The organism is Dyella kyungheensis (assembly GCF_049913195.1).
In the GTDB taxonomy this organism is placed as follows: domain Bacteria; phylum Pseudomonadota; class Gammaproteobacteria; order Xanthomonadales; family Rhodanobacteraceae; genus Dyella; species Dyella kyungheensis.
In genome coordinates this window covers 413,527-431,321 of record NZ_CP183983.1, presented here as the reverse complement: position 1 = coordinate 431,321, position 17,795 = coordinate 413,527, and the positions used below count along the sequence as shown (strand labels likewise).

The window sequence follows — 17,795 nt, the reverse complement described above, 5'->3', positions numbered from 1 at the left end:
GCGGACATGGACCGTCAAGGCCGGATCATAAGAGAACTTGGGCACGGGCACACGATGGTTATTGCCAGCGCCTTGACGCGATAGCACGCAGCTCTGTTTTCGACGACAACAGGTCGCCCACGTCATGCCATCGGCTTATCGGCAAGCGCAAGATATTGACGATTGTGGCGCAGATATTTGCGGCGATTGGGCGTTCTTCCGACCTATGCTTTGCGTTGCAGGAATGATGCGTCCGTCGCCCACTGGTAGGCCTTCCCGTTCGGATACGAGACCAGCTCAAGTTGCATGCCCCACGGGCTGAGGAAATAGACCCAGGTTTCGCCAGCAGATGGCCCTTCCGTCATCACCGTAGGTTCGCCGAGCACGGCAAGATTCATCTTGTGCAGGTAGGCCACCGCTGCATCCATGTCATCGACATAGAACGCCAGGTGGTGACCACCGATATCCGAATTGCGAGGCGGCAGCTTCTTCTGGGTTTCGGTCGGCGCATACCCGAAGATCTCCAGATTCGTATTGCCGGCGGTCATCACCACGATCTTGTCGATGACAGCGTCGGCGGCAACGTTGAGGTGCACGGCCATCCAGTCGTCGCTCGACGCGAAGGGCCCGAACTCATAGGCGACCTCGAAACCGAAGTGATCGCGAAAGAACGACACGGCTTCGTCGATGTCGGGCACGGTAAAACCGACGTGATCGATTTTCTTGATTCCAGGAATGCTCATGCCTTTCTCGACGATAGGTGATGCAGACAGCCTTTGAGTCACGAACCTCACGCGACCGCATGAGCCCGCGTTGATCTGAGTCGGGCGATCAGAGGAATGGTCAACAACGCCAGGGCCGAGATCGCGGTTGCGAGATAGCCCACGGTGCCCAAGCCCCAGTGCGGTATGACCAAGCCACCGATGATTGCGCCAAGTCCGATGCCGGCGTTGGCCGCGGAAACATTAAGCGTGCCGGCTAGCGCCTGGGCGTGTGAGGCCACCCTCATGACGCGCACCTGGCAGATCGGAAAGAGGGCCGTGTAGGCAACGCCCCAAAGCACGAACGGGATCTCGAACCAGCCACGGGCGCTCGCCAGAGACACGCTCGCTGCCATGCCGATGCCCAGGACCACCACGAAGATGACCGTCGCGCCGAGCGGGCTGCGATCGACGGCGCGACCGCCGAGCCAGTTTCCGATCAGTCCGATCGCGCCGAACCCCATCAGCCACCAGCCAACCCGCGCCGGCGCAACGCCGACCAGGGTTTCCAGCGTGTCCGCCAGGTAGGTATAGGCGGTGAACATCGCCGTGAAGATCAGCACCGACAGACCGACGTGGGCCACAAAGCGCGGGTCTTTGAGAATGCGCGCCTGCTCGCCGAGCCGCATGCGTCGTGGGAGTTCCAGCGTCGGCATGAAGTAGGCGATCAACATGGCCATCAACAACGACAGGCCGGCCAGAAGCGCAAAGGCGACACGCCAGCCAAAGGCGTGTGCGGCCAGAGTGCCCAGCGGGATACCGAACAACAGCGCCGCCGAGATGCCCAGATACACCGTCGATACGGCGCGTCCGGCATGCAGCGATCCGGCAAGTTGTCCCGCCGTCTCGCTGGCCGTGCCCCAAAACACCGGGAGCAGGAGCGCAGGTATGAATCGCGCCAGCGCCAGGACCCAGATGTTGGGCGCCGTCGCCGCGAGCGCATTGGACACTGCAAAGACCAGCAGGATGGCGACGAACAAACGCTTGCGCTCGATATGCGAGAGCAAGCCCGTCAGCAACGGACCGAACAGCATCACGGTGAATGCAAAAAGCGTAACGAGTTGCCCGGCTACCGAGATCGAAACGTGCAGCTCGCGCGCCAGCGCAGGCAATAGTCCAACGATCAAAAACTCGGTGGTGACGATGACGAAGGCGGCCACCGCCAGGATGGCGACCGGTGCAGCACCGCGCCTGGACGGCGTGGCGCCCCGGGTCGCTGTTGGCAAGGAAGACATGAATGTAGGGGGGAGCGGCTAGAGGGTCTCGCTAGCTTATTGCGGATGCATCATCCCTATTTGGGTATTATTTCCATGAATTCTGGAATCTGTATCCATAATAGGCGTTCACTATGACCCCCTCGGAACGACTGAAAGGACTTGAGGCCTTCGTCTTCACGGCGGACGCCGGCAGCTTTACCGCAGCGGCTGAGCGCCTGAACCTGACCAATTCGGCGGTTGGCAAAAGCGTGGCCCGGCTGGAAGCGCGACTGGGCATCCGGCTGTTCGAACGTTCCACGCGAACACTGTCCCTCACGGATGCAGGCGCGGCGTACTACCGCACTTGCGCGCGCGTGCTCGCGGACCTCGCGGAAGCGGAATCGGTATTGGCCGCGCAACGCATGGAGCCCACCGGCCATCTGCGCCTGGATCTGCCCGCTGCTTTCGGACGCATGAAGGTGCTGCCGCTGCTGTTGCCGTTCTTCGAGCAGCATCCCAACCTTCGACCCCATCTTTCGTTCACGGATCGCTTTGTGGATATCGTGGATGAAGGTATCGATGTGGCCGTACGTATCGGCGGCATGAATATCTGGCCGGAAGCTTTGGGACATCGCTACCTGGGCGCCGAACGACTGAGTCTTTGCGCCTCGCCCGCATATCTCCAGCAACACGGCTCGCCGCAGTCGGCCGCGGAACTCGGTCAACACGATGCCGTCGTCTACGGCCGCGCCGATGGCAGCACCATTCCCTGGTTGATCGCACAGGATGCCGGCCCGACCGAACAGTGGACGGTGGAAGCGAACATGGCCCTTGGTAGCGGCGAAGCGGTGGTCAGCGCCGTAAAGGCTGGCTGTGGCATCGCGCAGTTGGCCACCTGGCTGATGAGGGATGAACTCCAGGAAGGAACGCTGGTGCAGATTCTCCCGCAGTTGGACGTGGAAGGCCTGCCGCTCAATCTCGTGTGGCAACGCAGCCGTCAGTTGCTGCCCAAGGTCGATTCGATCCTCCAACTGCTGACTGCCTCGCTGCGCATCGACTAGGGTCAGCACGCCGGGCGGACAAGGCCGGCAATGGAGGATGAGCTCAGCCCCTGGGTAATGTCATCGGTTGGCGCATTCCATACATCAACGTCCGCCACAGCCATTCGATCGGGCCGAATCGATAGCGCCCAAGCCACCATTTGCTGGCCAGCACCTGCGCGACGTAAACAATCAATCCAAGCAGGAATGCTTGCGCAGCACCCAATCGGCCGAAATACCCCAGGCCATAGCCGTAGAAAATCCAGCCGAAGATCAAGGACTGAAGTATGTAGTTGGTGAAAGCCATGCGACCCAGCGGGGCGAAGATTCCAAGCACGTGTCTGGCCGGGGTGAATGCAAACAACAACAGGACGATGCTCGCGTAGCCAAACGAGACGAACACGGGTCCAAGCGGGATCGCCCACGATATCCAGTGTAGAAACGCGCCTGAGATTGGGTTCGAGCCCATTTCGTCGAAGAACGTCAAGATCGAACCGGTCGACGTGCCGAGGATCGCGACCCATACGAGCGCGCGTTTATGCATCTCGGGGCGACGAAGAATGCCGGTACGCCACACCAACATCCCCACAAGAAAGAGCCCCAGCGTCCGCGGCGATATGAAGATGAGCAATTGGAGAATCGCTCCTATCTCTTGCAGCCTGAAGTTCAGTACGTCAGTGAATCCGCCGGTCGCATACACGTGGTTGGCATCCGCCACTTGCTGCCGCAGCCACTCCTGCGTGGGCCAGAAGCCGGACGGGAGCAGCGATGAAAGGGAAGCGAAGAGAACGAACAATAGCAACGCAGAAACAGCCAGCCCACGGTTGGGAACGAATAGAAAAGGGACGGCAATGAGCCCGATCAAGGCATATTCGGTGAGGATGTCGCCGTTCCATATCAGGCAGATGTGGATCAGCCCAAAGGCGAGCAGTACAAGCAGCCGGCGAAGAAGCAGAAACATCCGGGCATCGTTGCCGCTTAGCCGTTCAAATTGGACGGCCAGTCCCACGCCAAAGAGCAGTGAGAACAGCGAGATCATCTTCGACTCAAGAAACGTGGTGACGAATCCATTCGTCAGGTGATCGAGCACGGAAACACCGGCCGCCTGCGGGAGAAACTGCTGGAAGATCGAGACACGGAACACGGTCACGAGATTCACCATCAGCACGCCAAACAGTGCGAGCCCACGAAGTACATCGATCGCCTGGATTCGTTCCTTCGCTCTTACGGGCACCGATTGCGGCTCGGCCGGCCAATCCTGCGTCAAGGCGCTGACGTGCTGCATGACGTTGCCCCGGTCTGATGGACTTCAGGCGCAACCTGACCCATGGGCCATGGATGCGAGCGAGGAGCGAACTTTAATCAAAGGCGCGGTGCATGGCACGCAGGTTCCTTGCGAACGAAGCGCATGAAAATGCGGCCAACACTTTCCTCCCATCAGAACACGAACCTCGCGCCCAACATCCACGTCCGACCCGGGGCCGGCTCGTAATAGCGCCCATTGCCGTCGTTGACGATCACCGACCCGACATACCGATGATCGGCGAAGTTGTTCACACGGGCGCTCAACTGCATGCGCGCCGACTGCCCCAACGGGAAGGTGTAGGTCACGTCGGCATCCGCGACGACATAGCCGGCCGCACGCGCGGTGCCGAAATCGTTGGCCGTGGTCGGGCCCGCGCCCGTGAGCGTGATGCCCTGGCTCCAGCGTGCGTCGCCGCCATGACGCAACAGCAAGGAGCCGTAATCTTCCGGCACGCCCGGCATGCGGCTGCCGGCGCGCACGGGCACGTTCGGCGCCACGCATGGCGTGGCAATGCAGGTAAGGAAGCCGCTGCGGAACTGGGCCTGCAAATGCGTGTAACCGGCGACCAGATGCCATGACGGTGCGATGTCGCCGTCCATCGACAGCTCGATGCCCTGCCGCCTCGCTTCGGGCACATTGCGATAGGTGGTGCGTCCGTTGACGCTGGTGTCGATGGCCAGTTCGTCGCGCGTGTTGGCGCGGAACAGCGCTGCGTTGAAGGCGAGCATTTGCGTCGCCTGCCATTTCGCGCCGAGTTCGACCGTGTGGCTACGCGCAGGCCGAAGGTCGAGGGCAAGCCCTGGCTGGCCGTCGCTGCGATAACCCAGCTCATTGTAGCTCGGCGTTTCGAAGCCTTCGCCGTAGCTCGCATAGAGCCGCAGGTCATCTCCCGGGCGCCATTGCAGGGCGGCCACCGGCGTGGTGGCGGCATAGTTCACGTCGCCACTGTCGTTGGGATTGGAGGGCGTGATGTAGAAGTCGTGCTCGCTGAAACGCACGTCGTCATGCCGCAGCCCGAGCATCAGCGCCCAGGCGGGCTCGAAGTGCCAGTACCACTGCGCGTAGGCGTCCACGTTGTTGACGTTGTCGTCCTCGTCCCGACGCAGCGCGCCTTTGACGCCCAGCGTGTCGCCCACGAAGTTCTCGTAACCGAGGCGATGCTGTCGCTGGTAATCGCCACCGCCACCGAGGACGAATTCGTAATCGCCACCCAGCCAGTCGCCGCGGTGCGTCCAGCGCAGGTCCGCGCCGCCGTAGTGCGTGTCGGGTTGCACGACGCCGCCAGGCTGCAGCGGATTGGCCTGCGTGGCAACGGGGATGGATTGGTATTGGGTGATCTCGCGCTCGCCGTAATACACCATCGCGCGCCATTGGCCGTCATCGCCGGAAGGCCGTTCGTAGATCAGCCCCACCTGATCTTGGCGGGTACTCTTGCGCGTGTCGAACTGTTCCGCGGCGGGCGACGCCTGCCGCGGATCCGCCAGCAATTGCGCCTTGGTGAGGCCCATCGGATCCTGCGCCACCGGCTGATCCAGGTGATTCATCACCAGCGTGAGCGTCTGCCCGTGCCCCAGGTCGAAGCCAAGGCGCGCATGCGCGGTCTGGCGATTGACGCGGCTGTGATCGCGATAGCCACCCGAGAGGAACTGGGAAGCGGCCACGTTGTAATCCATGGCGCCGACGGTGCCGCGCGTGTCGGCGAGATAGCGAAAACTGTCGTTGCTGCCGGCGTAGACACCCAGCGTGGTCTGCGGCGTGGCCGTGCCCGGCGCGCTCCATAGCTGCACCACGCCGCCCGCAGCGTTGCCGTACAGCACGGAGAACGGTCCGCGCAGCACTTCCACGCGATCGGCCACATCGAAGTCGAAGTGCGACACCTGGCCCTGGCCATCCGGCAACGTCGCGGGAATGCCGTCGACATAGAGACGAATGCTGCGCACGCCGAAGGTGCTGCGCGAGCCGAAGCCACGAATGGATATCTGCTCGTCCTGCGCATAGTTCTGCCGATCGCGCGCCAGGATGCCGGGCACACCCACCAGCGTCTCGGAGAGATTGACGCCGGGGTTGCCGACATCCGATGGCGAAACCTTGACCACGCTGAGCGCCGCAGGAACATCCAGTGGCGGCATCTCGAGGCGACTGGCATTGACCTGCACGGCCGGCAGCGTGACCTGCTGTGCACAGGCTGCCCACGACCCACTCGCCATGCATGCGGCGCCGATCATCAGGTGGACACGCCGCAACTGCATCGCCCCTCCCAGGGCATCGAAGGCAGCAGACTATCATCACGAAAGCATGTCGATGGATGCAAGTGACAAATATGTCATCCGCGACATGCCCCACACGCACGCGTGCTGGGGCATGCTTATAGCTTGGCCAAGCCATCTGGACGTCCGTTTGACGGACCATGACCTTTACATGACAGCACTTCCGCCTTGCCCCAAGGATTGACATGAAACGCTCAAGGCCCGCCCCCAAATCCCGTCGTGCTGGCGCGCTCATAGCGCTTGCCTCGCTGATCGGCATGGTTTCAGTGCATGCACTGGCCCAGGAGGACCTGGCGCGCTTCCACAATGCGCCCGCCTCCACGGACAAGACGCAGAATCCCTACGCCGGCAAGGCGGATGCGGTCAGCGACGGCAAGACGTTGTTTGGATCGTATTGCGCGGCCTGCCATGGCGCGGCCGCCCAGGGCAATGGCAATGTCCCGCCGCTGGCGAGCGCGACGGTGAAGAAGGCGCCACCGGGCGCGCTGTTCTGGTTCATCACGCACGGCGATGTGGCCAACGGCATGCCCGCATGGGATTCGCTGAGCGAAGAGCAGCGCTGGAAGATCGTGACGTACCTCGATTCGCTGGAACCCGGCAAGCCTGCCGCCGGTGCGCCCATGGCCGTCGCCTCGATGACGCCTGGCAACTGGCCCGCGCCGACGCCGCCCTTTACCGATTTCCGCTACGAATCGCCGGGCACCAGCCGCAAGATCACCGCGGCCGATCTGCCCAAGCCGTACGACACCAAGTCGGCCGGCAACGCGCCGCAACTGGTGGCACGGCCGGCCGACGTGTGGCCCAAGGCACCACCGGGCTTCAAGGTGGAACTGTTTGCCACCGGGCTGAACAATCCGCGCCTGCTGCGCACCGCGCCCAACGGCGACGTGTTCGTGGCCGAGACCAAGGCGGGCCGCATCACGATGTTCCGCGGCGTCACCGCCGATGGCCATCCGAAGGAAACGCACGTCTACGCCACCGGCCTCACCCAACCGTTCGGCATCACGTTCTATCCGGCAGAACATCCGCAATGGATCTACGTGGGCGATACCGACGCCGTCGTGCGCTTCGCCTACAAGGACGGCGACGTGCAGGCAGCCGGCAAGCCCGAACACATCGCGGACCTGCCGCACAGCGATGGCGGGCACTCCACCCGCGATATCGCGTTTTCGCCGGATGGCGCGCGCATGTATGTTTCCGTTGGATCGCGATCCAACGTGGACGATCCCGACACCACGCCGGAAGAGAAGAACCGTGCGGACATCCTGGTGTTCAAGCCCGATGGTTCGGACATGCGCATCTTCGCCAGCGGCATCCGCAACGCCGTCGGACTCGCCGTGGATCCGAAGAGCGGCGAACTGTGGTGCTCGGTGAATGAACGCGACGGCCTGGGCGACAACCTGGTGCCCGACTACATCACCCACGTGCAGGAAGGCGGCTTCTACGGTTGGCCGTGGTGGTACATCGGCAACCACCAGGATCCGCGTCACGCCGGCAAGCGTCCGGAACTTGGCAGCAAGGCCATCGTGCCCGATGTGATGCTCAATCCGCACAACGCTTCGCTGCAACTCACCTTCTACAACGGCGCGCAGTTCCCCGAAGCCTATCGCGGCGACATCTTCGCCGCGGAGCACGGCTCTTGGAACCGTTCCGCGCGTGTCGGTTACGAAGTGATCCGCGTGCCACGCCACGGCACCGCGCGTGCCAGCGGCGGGTACGAGGACTTCCTCACCGGCTTCGTGCTGCCCAGCGGGCAGGCATGGGGCCGCCCTGTCGGCATCACCACCGCCCATGATGGCTCGCTGCTGGTCAGCGACGATGGGTCCAATGTGATTTGGCGGGTGAGCTATGGCGGTGGGAAAGCCGACTAATCCTCTCCATGCCGCGTGAACCGTCCAAAATGCGTGGGGCCGCCTAAAAGCACCCACGCAATCAGCCCCAGCAAACTCATCACCCAAGCCGTGACCAGGGCTGGCAAATAAGGCCAGATCGCTTCATCGCCATCCAACTCATACCAGAAGCTGTACTTCGGCTTGTGGATGTGGAGGTCATAGCGCAGGACGCCCGGCTTGAATTCGAACATGTAGGGCTCGAAGACCGTCCGCGTTTGATCAGGCGATAGGGCATCGTGTTCTGTGCTGCATCGGTTCCCAAGCGGTTGCTCGCAAACCTGGTAGGGCTCGCCCAGGATCAGATTCCTTTCGACGGTGAACACCCAGGCGATCTGATAGCTGCACGTGATGAACACGAGGAGACAGGCAGCCAGCATCACCGTGACGGGTATATAGCACCACTCGCAGAAGTCCTGATCCAACAAGCGCTCGCGAATCTGCTTCATGTGTGCTCGCCCAAGCCGAGCCGCTCTCTGACGACCTTTAATGTGACGAAACATAGCTCGACGCCGCTTGCTCAGGCGGTATGGCGAAGTTTTCCCTCATGCGCCTTACTTCCGCCACAGGCGGCAGCCCAAAGAGCCGCTTGAACTCCCGCGTAAATTGCGACGCGCTGGCATAGCCAACCGAATAGCCTGCAGCCTCTGCTGTCATAGCCTGCCGCACCATCAACAGGCGTGCCTGATGCAAGCGCGTGGACTTCACGTACTGCATGGGCGACGTTTGCGTAACGGCCCTGAAGTGGCTGTGAAACGAGGGCACGCTCATGCCCGCCTCACGAGCCAGTTCCGCCAGATGGATCGGCCCGGCATAGGCGTCATGGATGCGGCGAAGCGCCTTCCCTATCCTGCCGAATTGGCCGCGCATCGCCAGAGCCGAACGCAAAGCCGGGCCCTGCGCGCCGGTGAGCACACGGAAATAGATTTCGCGCAGCAGGCCCGGCCCAAGAACCGCCGCATCCAGCGGTTGGCCCATGACCTCCAGGAAGTGCAGGACGGCGCCCTGAAGTGCCATGTCCATGGGACTGGACATCATGCTCTGCGGTGGATCTTGATTGACGGACACCTGATGACGATCGATCTGGATCATCAGCTCAGCGGCCATCTGGAAGTCCAGATGCATGTAGATGGCCAGCAACGGATTGTCCGGCGTGCCCTCCGATTCCATCGTGAAGGGAACGGGCACGGCGACCGCCAGATAGTGCTGCTGGTCGTAGACGTAGACCTGCCTGCCGAAATAGCCCCGCTTGCAGCCCTGGCAGACGATGACGATACCGGGGTCGTACAGGACCGGCGTTCGCGACAAGGCACGATCCGAGCGCAGTATGCGTACGCCCGGCAAGGAAGTGAGGTTGTAGCCCTCTTGAGGCGCCAGCCTCCGGGCAAGAGCAGTCATGCGCCGGGTTGCTTCGGCTGCGGGCTGCAGGCCCTCACATTCCGAAAGATCGTAGCTCATAGAAATAGGCAAGAAAGTCAGGCGATTTGGCGTCAATACTCGGATCAATGATGCGTATTGTGCGCTCTTCATTGGCTTTCGGGAGTAATCACCATGGCGATAGACCGAACATTGCTCGTTACCGGGGTCAGCAGCGGGTTCGGCCGGGCACTGGCTCAGGAGGCCCTGCAGAGAGGGCACCGCGTTATCGGAACCGTGCGAAACGAGCAGGCTCTGCGCGAATTCGAAGTGCTGTCCCCAGGTGCTGCCGTGGGTCGTGTACTGGATGTCACACACTTCGAAGCGATCGACGGTGTGGTTGCCGACATCGAAGACACCGTGGGTCCGGTCGACGTATTGATCAACAACGCCGGCTACGGCCACGAGGGCATTTTGGAAGAATCGCCCCTGGCAGAGATGCAACAACAGTTCGCCGTGAATGTGTTCGGCGCCGTCGCCATGATGAAGGCCGTACTGCCTTACATGCGTCGCCGGCGTCGGGGGCATATCCTCAACATCACGTCGATGGGCGGGTACATCACCCTCCCCGGCATTGCCTACTATTGCGGCAGCAAGTTTGCCCTGGAAGGCATATCGGAGGCGCTTGGCAAGGAAGTGGCGTCGCTGGGCATCGCCATTACCGCCGTTGCGCCTGGCTCGTTCCGCACGGATTGGGCGGGTCGTTCGATGGCCAGGACACCGCGCTCCATTCCTGATTACGACGCGCTGTTCGATCCCATCCGCGCCACTCGTCAGCAGAAGAGCGGAAATCAGCTTGGCGATCCTGCCAAAGCAGCACGGGCCATGCTCGATGTGATCGATAGTCCTTCGCCACCTGCTCACCTGTTGCTTGGGAGTGACGCGATGGGCCTGGTGCGTCAGAAACTGTCCGACCTGACTGCCGAGATCAATCAATGGGAGGCCTTGTCGCGCTCGACCGACGGTTAACGGTTTCTGCTGATCTGTCGCGAGGCACAACCGTGCTGATCAACGCGCATGGGATCGTGCGCGTCGGCCCGGCCCTGCAAATTGGCCCAGCTCCGGACCCTTTCGCGCTTAGCAGCCGCTAAGCGCCAGCAACCATAGGCACGGGAGCAGAACGACCACGCCGTCGCGAGAATCTCATGCGCCCCAAAGTGCGCAGAGCAACGATGCGATCACGCACCATGCAACCGCCAGCAGCGGGGGCCATCGGGCTGCCATGAGTCCAACGAATCCGATCAGGGCGATCGCAACATCGCGACTCCCGTGGATGGCGCCGATCCAGACCGGATCATAGAGGGCAAAGGCCAGGAGACCGACAACGGCCGCATTGACTCCGGCGAGCATTCGCACGGCCTGAGCGTTCGCGGCCAGGCTCCGCCAGAACGGCAACGCGCCCGAGACCACGAGCAGGCCCGGCAAGAAGATGGCCAACAGACTGATGGCGGCACCCAGGGCGCCGCCTTGGCCGCCATGCAGTTCGTCACCCAGGTATGCCGACAAGGTGAACATGGGACCGGGAACAGCCTGCGCGGCACCGTAACCGGCGAGGAAGCGCTCAGGTGTGATCCAACCCGGATCCACCACGGCCTGCTTCAACAGGGGAAGCACCACGTGCCCCCCACCGAAGACCAGGGCACCGGTGCGATAGAAGGCGCTGGCGATTTGACCCAGGGGCGGCAGAAAAGGAGTTGCCAGAAGAGCCATCGCCAGAAATACGGCATAGGCGACGAGGAATCCCGTGCCGGTGCGATGATCGTAAGGAACGGAAAAGGTCTCTCCGCTGCGGGCCATCACCTGGCGGCATGCCCATGGACCGAGTGCCGCGCTCACCACAACGACCCACAGTTGCGTCCATGCGCTCGGGCTGAAGGCAATGACTGCCACGGCACCCGCGGCCATCAGAGCCCGCGGTCTGTCGGGACAGAGCGTGCGCGCCATGCCCAGCACGCCTTGCGCAACGATGACCACGGCCACCAGTTTGAGACCATGGATCACTGCCTGACCCCACGGCCCGGATAACTGGCTGCCAACCTCTGCGAACGCGAACATCAGCAACGCCGAGGGCAGCGTGAAGCCGATGAAGGCAGCCAGGGCACCCATCCAGCCCGCTCGCAACAGGCCGATCGAGAAACCCAGCTGGCTGCTGGCAGGCCCGGGCAGGAACTGACACAGCGCGATGAGTTGTGCGAAATGTTCCTCGTCCACCCAGCGCCGACGCTCCACGAACTCCCGGCGAAAATAGCCGATATGCGCGATGGGCCCGCCAAAGGAGGTCAACCCCAGGCGGAGAAAAACGAGCGCTACTTCGAAGGCGCGGCCGCGCAGTGTTCGGACGTCTGGAGCTTCCATCGTTGAAGGATTCATGGCCATCGAACAGCGCCCATTTCGCTGAGCATCCAGCCGCATTCCACGGCAATACGGTCAACACCGCGCAGACAGTAACCCACCGTTGCCTGCATTTTGATGTAACGGCGAGGCGCAAGAGAGCCTATATTGCTTTCTGGCGCCAATCGCATCTCGCTCCATGCTCAGAGCTGCACGCACGGCCTGAGTCCAAATGCGGCACAGCGCACAAAACGACCTTCCGGCTGTCTTGCCGAGACAGGACCACGCATGGCTGAATGGGCAGGTCTATAGGGGTTTCGCCATGTTTTTGCGCAGCATCGCTTCGCGGCTGTCTCTCTGGGTGCTGGCCGGTTCCGTGCTGGTGCTGACCGTGGCCGGCGGACTGCTGTTCTACCGGGTGAGCGAACAGATCCTCGAGAAAGCCCATGGCGAAGCGACGGCGCTCGCCAACGAGGCAGGCAACCGCATCGAACAGCGCCTGGCGCGCGTAGCCGACACCGCCCAGACCCTGGCCGTGGTGGTGGGCACGCACCCCGACGGTATCGACGTCACGTTGCGTGGCGCCCTCGCACGCAATGCCGACCTTTCCGGGCTGGCCGTAGCGTACGTGCCGGCGGCGGACAACCCGCCCGTGTCCCCCTTCATCAGCCGCCAGGACGACGGCTCGCTGAGTTGGCGCGACCTGCGCAAGGACGACAACGCTTATTGGGACAAGAACTGGTTCCTGGCGGGTCTGAGTTGTTCGCAGGGTTGCTGGCAACGCCACTTCTATTCGCAGTCGCGCAAGCGCGAAATGATCAACTACTCGGTCGCGATCAGTACGAATGGCCGTCCGAACGGCTTGATCAACGCGGACGTCTCCCTGGACTGGCTGAGCCGCATGCTGAAAGAGCTCGGCAAACCCGAGGGCGCGTATGCCTTCGTGCTGGACGAAAGCGGCGCCTATCTCGCGCACGACAACCCTGCTTTGGTCGGCAAGCACGGGCAGGCGAATCTGCTGCAGGCGCTGGCGAGCCATCAGGCCAGCCGCGTGCGGTTGGCCGTTGCGCAGAACCCGCAGGCTCAAGGCAAGCCGGTGTGGGTCTATTTCGTGCCCGTCGAAGGAACCCACTGGCGCTTCGGCCTGGCCATGCCGGAGAGCCGGATCTATGCCGGCGTGCGGCAGGCGTTCTTTCAAGCGCTGCTGCTGGGCTTCATCTCCCTGCTTGCATTGGCGGTGGTCACGCTGGCGGTGACGCGGCGCATCCTGACTCCACTGGGCACGCTGGCCTCGCGCGCCGAACAGGTGGCGCGCGGCGCACTCACCTTCGCACTGCCCACGCCCCGCTTTCCCGATGAAGTGGGTCGCCTCACCCAGGCCTTCGACCGCATGCGCTCGGAGCTGGCGCTGCATATCGCAGAGTTGACCCGCAACGCGAAGGAACAGCAGCGCTTGGCCAGCGAACTGGACATTGCGCACCAGATCCAGACGGCACTGCTGCCCGGCGAGCACTACCTCGACGCGCACTGCGAAAACTTCGAGCTGCACGCGCTGCTTCGACCGGCACGCGCGGTGGGCGGCGATCTCTACAGTTACTTCATGCTCAACGAGCGGCGCTTCTGCGTGATGGTCGGCGACGTGTCCGACAAGGGCATTCCCGCGGCACTGTTCATGGCGCGCACCATCACGCTGGCCAAGGCGCTGGCGCCGAGAGCGCGGTCGCCGCAGCACCTGCTGTCGATGCTCAACGTCGAACTCTGCCGCAACAACGACAGCTGCATGTTCGTGAGCCTGCTGTGCGGCATGCTCGACACGGCCAGCGGAGAGCTGGTGATGGCCAGCGCCGGGCACGAGCCGCCGTTGCTCTGCGACGCGGACGGCGTCCGTCTGATCGAGCTGGATACCGGCGCCGCACTCGGACTCGACGACGAGGCCCGCTATCCGCCGCGCACGTTGCGGCTTCGCCCCGGCCAGACGCTGCTGCTTTACACGGACGGCATCACCGAGGCGACCAATACCGAGCAGCAGTTCTTCGGCACCGAGCGCTTGCTCGCCTGCATGGAGCATTCATCGTCGCGCTCCGCTGCCGATCTTGCCGCCGGCCTGCTGGCCGAGGTCGACCGCTTCGCCGAAGGCGCGGGACAAGCCGATGACATCACCGTCCTCGCCCTGAACTGGCATCATGCCCTTGTCGACGGGAGCTCACTCATGCTCGACCTGACCATCCATGCATCCATGGACGATGTCTTCGACACGCTCGATCGCTGCGACACTTCGCTGCGCGAGCGAGACGTGTCGCCGGCGGTGCGCGACGACATCCGGCTCGTGCTGGAGGAACTCATGGTCAACATGGTGCAGCACGGCCACGCCGGCGGCGCCGACCGCAAGATCGAACTGCACATGCGTCTCGGCGACGACGCCGTATCGATCGAGCTGCACCACGATGGACAGCCGTTCGATCCGCTGCAGGCGCCCATACCCCCGCTCACCGGTGACCTGGCAGACGCCGAAGAGGTGGGAGGGCTTGGCATCCATCTGGTGCGCGCCATGGCCAGCGAACTCAGCTACAGCCATGACGAGCACGGCAATCACTTGCAGCTACGTTTCCTCCACCCCGCACGACCGGAGCCGGACCATGACCTTCAGCCTGAACGTTGAAAACGAGTCACCCAGCCGTACGATCCTCCATCTCCATGGACGGCTCGACGCCCAGACCTTCAACGACTTCGATCTGGCCATGCTGGACGTGCTGCCGCGCCTTCCCGAGGAAAGCACGGTCGTGCTGGATCTTTCCGAACTCGAGTACATCAGCAGCGCCGGCTTGCGCAGCATCGCCAAGATCCGTCGAACGATGCGCGCACGCAACGGGCACACGCTGCTGCTCAATCCCCGGCCTCAGGTGCGCAAGGTATTCGACATCGTGAAAGCGGTTCCGGTGAACGAGGTGTTCGCCAACGCGCAGGAACTCGATGCGTATCTCGATCGCATGCAGCGCCAGATCACCGGCGAGGAACCGACCAGCGATCGCTGAGCGGTGGGCGCATACCGTGGTGAGGTGCCTGGGTCGGAGCTAACTATCTAAAACTTCGTGCGTGATGCCGGTCGTTGCGACGACCGGCTGAATCCCCACTCGAAAGCGGCGCTTTCAAAAACGCCAAACGGCCATTCCGCGCCCGATCAGATCGGATCGTCGATCGACTTGGCGAGCCCGGTGAAAAGTTTCGGGCCGGTCTCGGTCATGTGCCAGCAGTCTTCCAGGCGGATGCCGAATTCGCCGGGAATATAGAGCCCGGGTTCGTCGGAAAAACACATGCCCACCGCCAGCGGCGTGGCATCGCCATGCACGAGATAGGGCGACTCGTGGCCGTCCAGGCCGATGCCGTGGCCGGTGCGGTGGGGAAGGCCCGGCAGCTTGTAGCCGGGGCCCCAGCCTTCCCTTTCGTAGTAGGCGCGCACGGCGTCGTCGATGGCGCCCACTGGCGTGCCCAGCTTGGCGGTGGCCAATGCGATCTCCTGGCCGCGCTTGACGGTGTTCCAGACCTTTCGCTGTTTCGCCGTCGGCTCGCCCATCACCCAGGTGCGCGAGATATCCGATTGATAGCCGTGCACGGTGCAGCCCACGTCCATCAGGATCACCGAGCCTTCGTGCAGGGTCTGCGGCTGATGCGAACCGTGCGGATAGGCGCTGGCCTCGTTGATCAACACCAGCGCGAACTCCGGTGCGCCACCCAGGGCCTCGGTGGCGGCGTTCATCATGGTGGCGATCTCGTCCGGGCGCATGCCCGAGCGGACATGGCCATGCACGTAGCGGAGCGCCGCCAGGGTGACGTCGTTGGCGGTCTGCATCAGCGCGAGTTCGGCCGGGGTCTTGATCAGACGGACGGCTTTGACCAGGGCGTCGCCGGAAACCACACGGTAGGCTCCCGCGCTTGCTTCGCGCACTCCATCGACGATGAACAGGCGCGTGGTGGATTCGAAGGCGATCGGCTCGGAGGTCACGCCGCGATCGCGAAGCGCAGCCACGATGAGGGCGAACGGGTTCTCATGTTCGTTCCACGGCCGCACATCGTCGCCCACCGCCAGGGTCTCGCGGATCGAAGGCTCTTCGAAGGCCGGCGTCACGACGACAACGCCACCGCGGGCCGGAATCACCGCGGCCGTCGTACGCTCCGAACGGTGCCATTGGATGCCCGTGAAGTAATCCAGGCTCGAGCCCGACTCCAGGATCAAGGCACCGATCTTCTGCTCGACCATCAGCCGTTGCAGCTTGGCGATCCGGGCCCTGCGCTCTTCCACCGAAATCGGCTTGGCGCCGGTGGTCATGGAGGTCAATCCGGCCAACGCGTTGGGCGCGGCAGGGCTGGCCTGCGCTGACTGGCCGCGCAACAGAGCGGCCGTGGACACAGCGGCAGTTGCAGCTACCGCTCCCGTGAGAAAGTCGCGACGACGCATGGAGACTCCGGACCGATGTTAAGGGTGCTTCGCAGTATGAGGCCAGCATTGGCTACGCGGCTACTGCCCAACCTCGCGTCGATGGCCTGGCCCATGGCTGGCCATTGAAAGGTCGTGGCGCAGGAAGGCGCTGCTTTCATTCAACGCCTGATTCGAATCCGGGTTCCTTCACGAGAACCACGCTGCCGAATCGGCCGCACGTCTCACTGGCAGGCTCGCCGTGTTCAACGGAGCGACGAGTCGTCGTCCGCCCTGTTGAGCCCGTACGCGTGCAGATAGCCGTCCGAACTGGATAGCGACAATTCAAAGCGGCCGAAGGCCTGCTTGCTCACCGCGGGAAACCGACCTTCCCGTTCGTTACGCTCGACTTCTGCAGTCAACTGGTCTACCAGATCCGCAACATCCTGTTCGCGCTCGCCGCTCATTCCCGCGAGCAATGCGGTAATGACCGCCTCCCGCTGCTCGGCTTTGACCTGCGTGTCGTCATTGACGGAAGCCAGGACAACGACCTGGACCAGCGTGTGATCCGACAACGTACCGGTCACCTGCAAGTCTTCGCGCAATAGCGCCGTAAACGCGCGCTCATCCCCCGCGATGCGCTTGACTGCGGGGCGCAGTAAAACATGCAGCTGCCTGTCGCCGGACAAGCGGTCGAAGCGTTCGGTGTACTCGCTCAAGGACATGCCAAGCGTCAGCACATGTTCCTCGCCACGCGACCGGGCAAGTGAACTGGGATTGGAGTTGTGCGCATGAGCGTCCAGCCCACCGCAGCAGTCGTGATGGAGGTGGCGGGTGATCAGCCAGTCAACCGAGAAGACCAAGGCCCATGTCACCAGTGGAATCAGCACGAAGGCGTAGTTTTCCTTGAGCATCCACTTGCGATGAACCGAACGTCTTTTTCGCCAGAGCTGATCGGCACAGAACAGCGATGCCATGACGAGCAATGCAACGACAAATATCACAATATGTCCCGATAGAACTGGCAGAGGCGAGCCAGCGCTGTGTTGGCTTCGAGATCGACGCGCTTACCTGGACTTGCCAGCGTCTGGTCTCCGGTATCGAAGAACGCCGCCAGCGGCTCTCGTCGAGCCCATCGCATCGGTTAAGCGGCGGGGCATGGTGCCACGGCAAATCGTTGTGGGGTACGTGCCCTTCGG

Annotated in this window: 14 protein-coding genes; 5 read left to right on the top strand and 9 right to left on the bottom strand. The window is 62.9% G+C overall.

What is annotated here, in order from left to right; translation table 11 throughout:
• Nucleotides 1–203: 203 nt before the first annotated feature.
• Nucleotides 204–722 (bottom strand): VOC family protein, encoded by a 519-nt coding sequence (locus ACN9MB_RS01670; RefSeq protein WP_426270562.1) that lies wholly within the window; start codon nucleotides 720–722, stop codon nucleotides 204–206.
• A gap of 47 nt (nucleotides 723–769) precedes the next feature.
• On the bottom strand, nucleotides 770–1,900 hold the full coding sequence (locus ACN9MB_RS01665; protein ID WP_426270561.1) for an MFS transporter: 1,131 nt from the start codon (nucleotides 1,898–1,900) through the stop codon (nucleotides 770–772).
• Between the two features lie 188 nt (nucleotides 1,901–2,088).
• On the opposite strand from ACN9MB_RS01665, the gene ACN9MB_RS01660 reads away from it, so the two are divergent.
• Nucleotides 2,089–2,997 (top strand): LysR substrate-binding domain-containing protein, encoded by a 909-nt coding sequence (locus ACN9MB_RS01660; RefSeq protein WP_426270560.1) that lies wholly within the window; start codon nucleotides 2,089–2,091, stop codon nucleotides 2,995–2,997.
• A 43-nt stretch (nucleotides 2,998–3,040) separates the two neighbouring features.
• Here ACN9MB_RS01660 and ACN9MB_RS01655 read toward each other — a convergent pair whose 3' ends face one another.
• Both ACN9MB_RS01655 and ACN9MB_RS01650 read right to left on the bottom strand, forming a co-directional pair.
• Nucleotides 3,041–4,261 carry a DUF418 domain-containing protein gene (locus ACN9MB_RS01655; protein WP_426270559.1) on the bottom strand — a complete coding sequence of 407 codons (1,221 nt, stop codon included), beginning with the start codon at nucleotides 4,259–4,261 and terminating at the stop codon, nucleotides 3,041–3,043.
• Between the two features lie 152 nt (nucleotides 4,262–4,413).
• Nucleotides 4,414–6,531: a TonB-dependent receptor family protein gene (locus ACN9MB_RS01650; RefSeq protein WP_426270558.1), complete on the bottom strand. Its 2,118-nt coding sequence runs from the start codon at nucleotides 6,529–6,531 to the stop codon at nucleotides 4,414–4,416.
• Between the two features lie 203 nt (nucleotides 6,532–6,734).
• Here ACN9MB_RS01650 and ACN9MB_RS01645 point away from each other — a divergent pair, with 203 nt between their 5' ends.
• Nucleotides 6,735–8,420, top strand: a complete 1,686-nt coding sequence (locus ACN9MB_RS01645) for a PQQ-dependent sugar dehydrogenase (RefSeq protein ID WP_426270557.1) — start codon at nucleotides 6,735–6,737, stop codon at nucleotides 8,418–8,420.
• Here the strand turns inward: ACN9MB_RS01645 and ACN9MB_RS01640 are convergent.
• On the bottom strand, nucleotides 8,417–8,887 hold the full coding sequence (locus tag ACN9MB_RS01640) for a hypothetical protein (RefSeq protein ID WP_426270556.1): 471 nt from the start codon (nucleotides 8,885–8,887) through the stop codon (nucleotides 8,417–8,419). The genes ACN9MB_RS01645 and ACN9MB_RS01640 overlap by 4 nt on opposite strands.
• A gap of 37 nt (nucleotides 8,888–8,924) precedes the next feature.
• Nucleotides 8,925–9,836 carry an AraC family transcriptional regulator gene (locus tag ACN9MB_RS01635; protein ID WP_426270555.1) on the bottom strand — a complete coding sequence of 304 codons (912 nt, stop codon included), beginning with the start codon at nucleotides 9,834–9,836 and terminating at the stop codon, nucleotides 8,925–8,927.
• A gap of 153 nt (nucleotides 9,837–9,989) precedes the next feature.
• Between ACN9MB_RS01635 and ACN9MB_RS01630 the strand changes: the two genes are divergently transcribed.
• Nucleotides 9,990–10,823, top strand: a complete 834-nt coding sequence (locus ACN9MB_RS01630) for an oxidoreductase (protein ID WP_426270554.1) — start codon at nucleotides 9,990–9,992, stop codon at nucleotides 10,821–10,823.
• A 174-nt stretch (nucleotides 10,824–10,997) separates the two neighbouring features.
• On the opposite strand, the gene chrA is transcribed toward ACN9MB_RS01630, so the two are convergent.
• Complete coding sequence (gene chrA, locus ACN9MB_RS01625; RefSeq protein WP_426270553.1) at nucleotides 10,998–12,209, bottom strand: chromate efflux transporter; 1,212 nt, start codon at nucleotides 12,207–12,209, stop codon at nucleotides 10,998–11,000.
• A gap of 208 nt (nucleotides 12,210–12,417) precedes the next feature.
• On the opposite strand from chrA, the gene ACN9MB_RS01620 reads away from it, so the two are divergent.
• Nucleotides 12,418–14,844 carry a SpoIIE family protein phosphatase gene (locus tag ACN9MB_RS01620; RefSeq protein ID WP_426270552.1) on the top strand — a complete coding sequence of 809 codons (2,427 nt, stop codon included), beginning with the start codon at nucleotides 12,418–12,420 and terminating at the stop codon, nucleotides 14,842–14,844.
• Nucleotides 14,822–15,217 carry an STAS domain-containing protein gene (locus ACN9MB_RS01615; protein ID WP_204637499.1) on the top strand — a complete coding sequence of 132 codons (396 nt, stop codon included), beginning with the start codon at nucleotides 14,822–14,824 and terminating at the stop codon, nucleotides 15,215–15,217. The genes ACN9MB_RS01620 and ACN9MB_RS01615 overlap by 23 nt, the downstream gene beginning before the upstream one ends.
• A 146-nt stretch (nucleotides 15,218–15,363) precedes the next feature.
• Here ACN9MB_RS01615 and ACN9MB_RS01610 read toward each other — a convergent pair whose 3' ends face one another.
• Both ACN9MB_RS01610 and ACN9MB_RS01605 read right to left on the bottom strand, forming a co-directional pair.
• Nucleotides 15,364–16,638, bottom strand: coding sequence for a M24 family metallopeptidase (locus ACN9MB_RS01610; protein ID WP_426270551.1), 1,275 nt, complete (start codon nucleotides 16,636–16,638; stop codon nucleotides 15,364–15,366).
• Nucleotides 16,639–16,862: 224 nt separating this feature from the next.
• The gene (locus ACN9MB_RS01605; RefSeq protein ID WP_426270550.1) at nucleotides 16,863–17,573 is read right to left on the bottom strand and encodes a hypothetical protein; all 711 of its coding nucleotides are present in this window, start codon (nucleotides 17,571–17,573) and stop codon (nucleotides 16,863–16,865) included.
• Nucleotides 17,574–17,795: the final 222 nt, after the last annotated feature.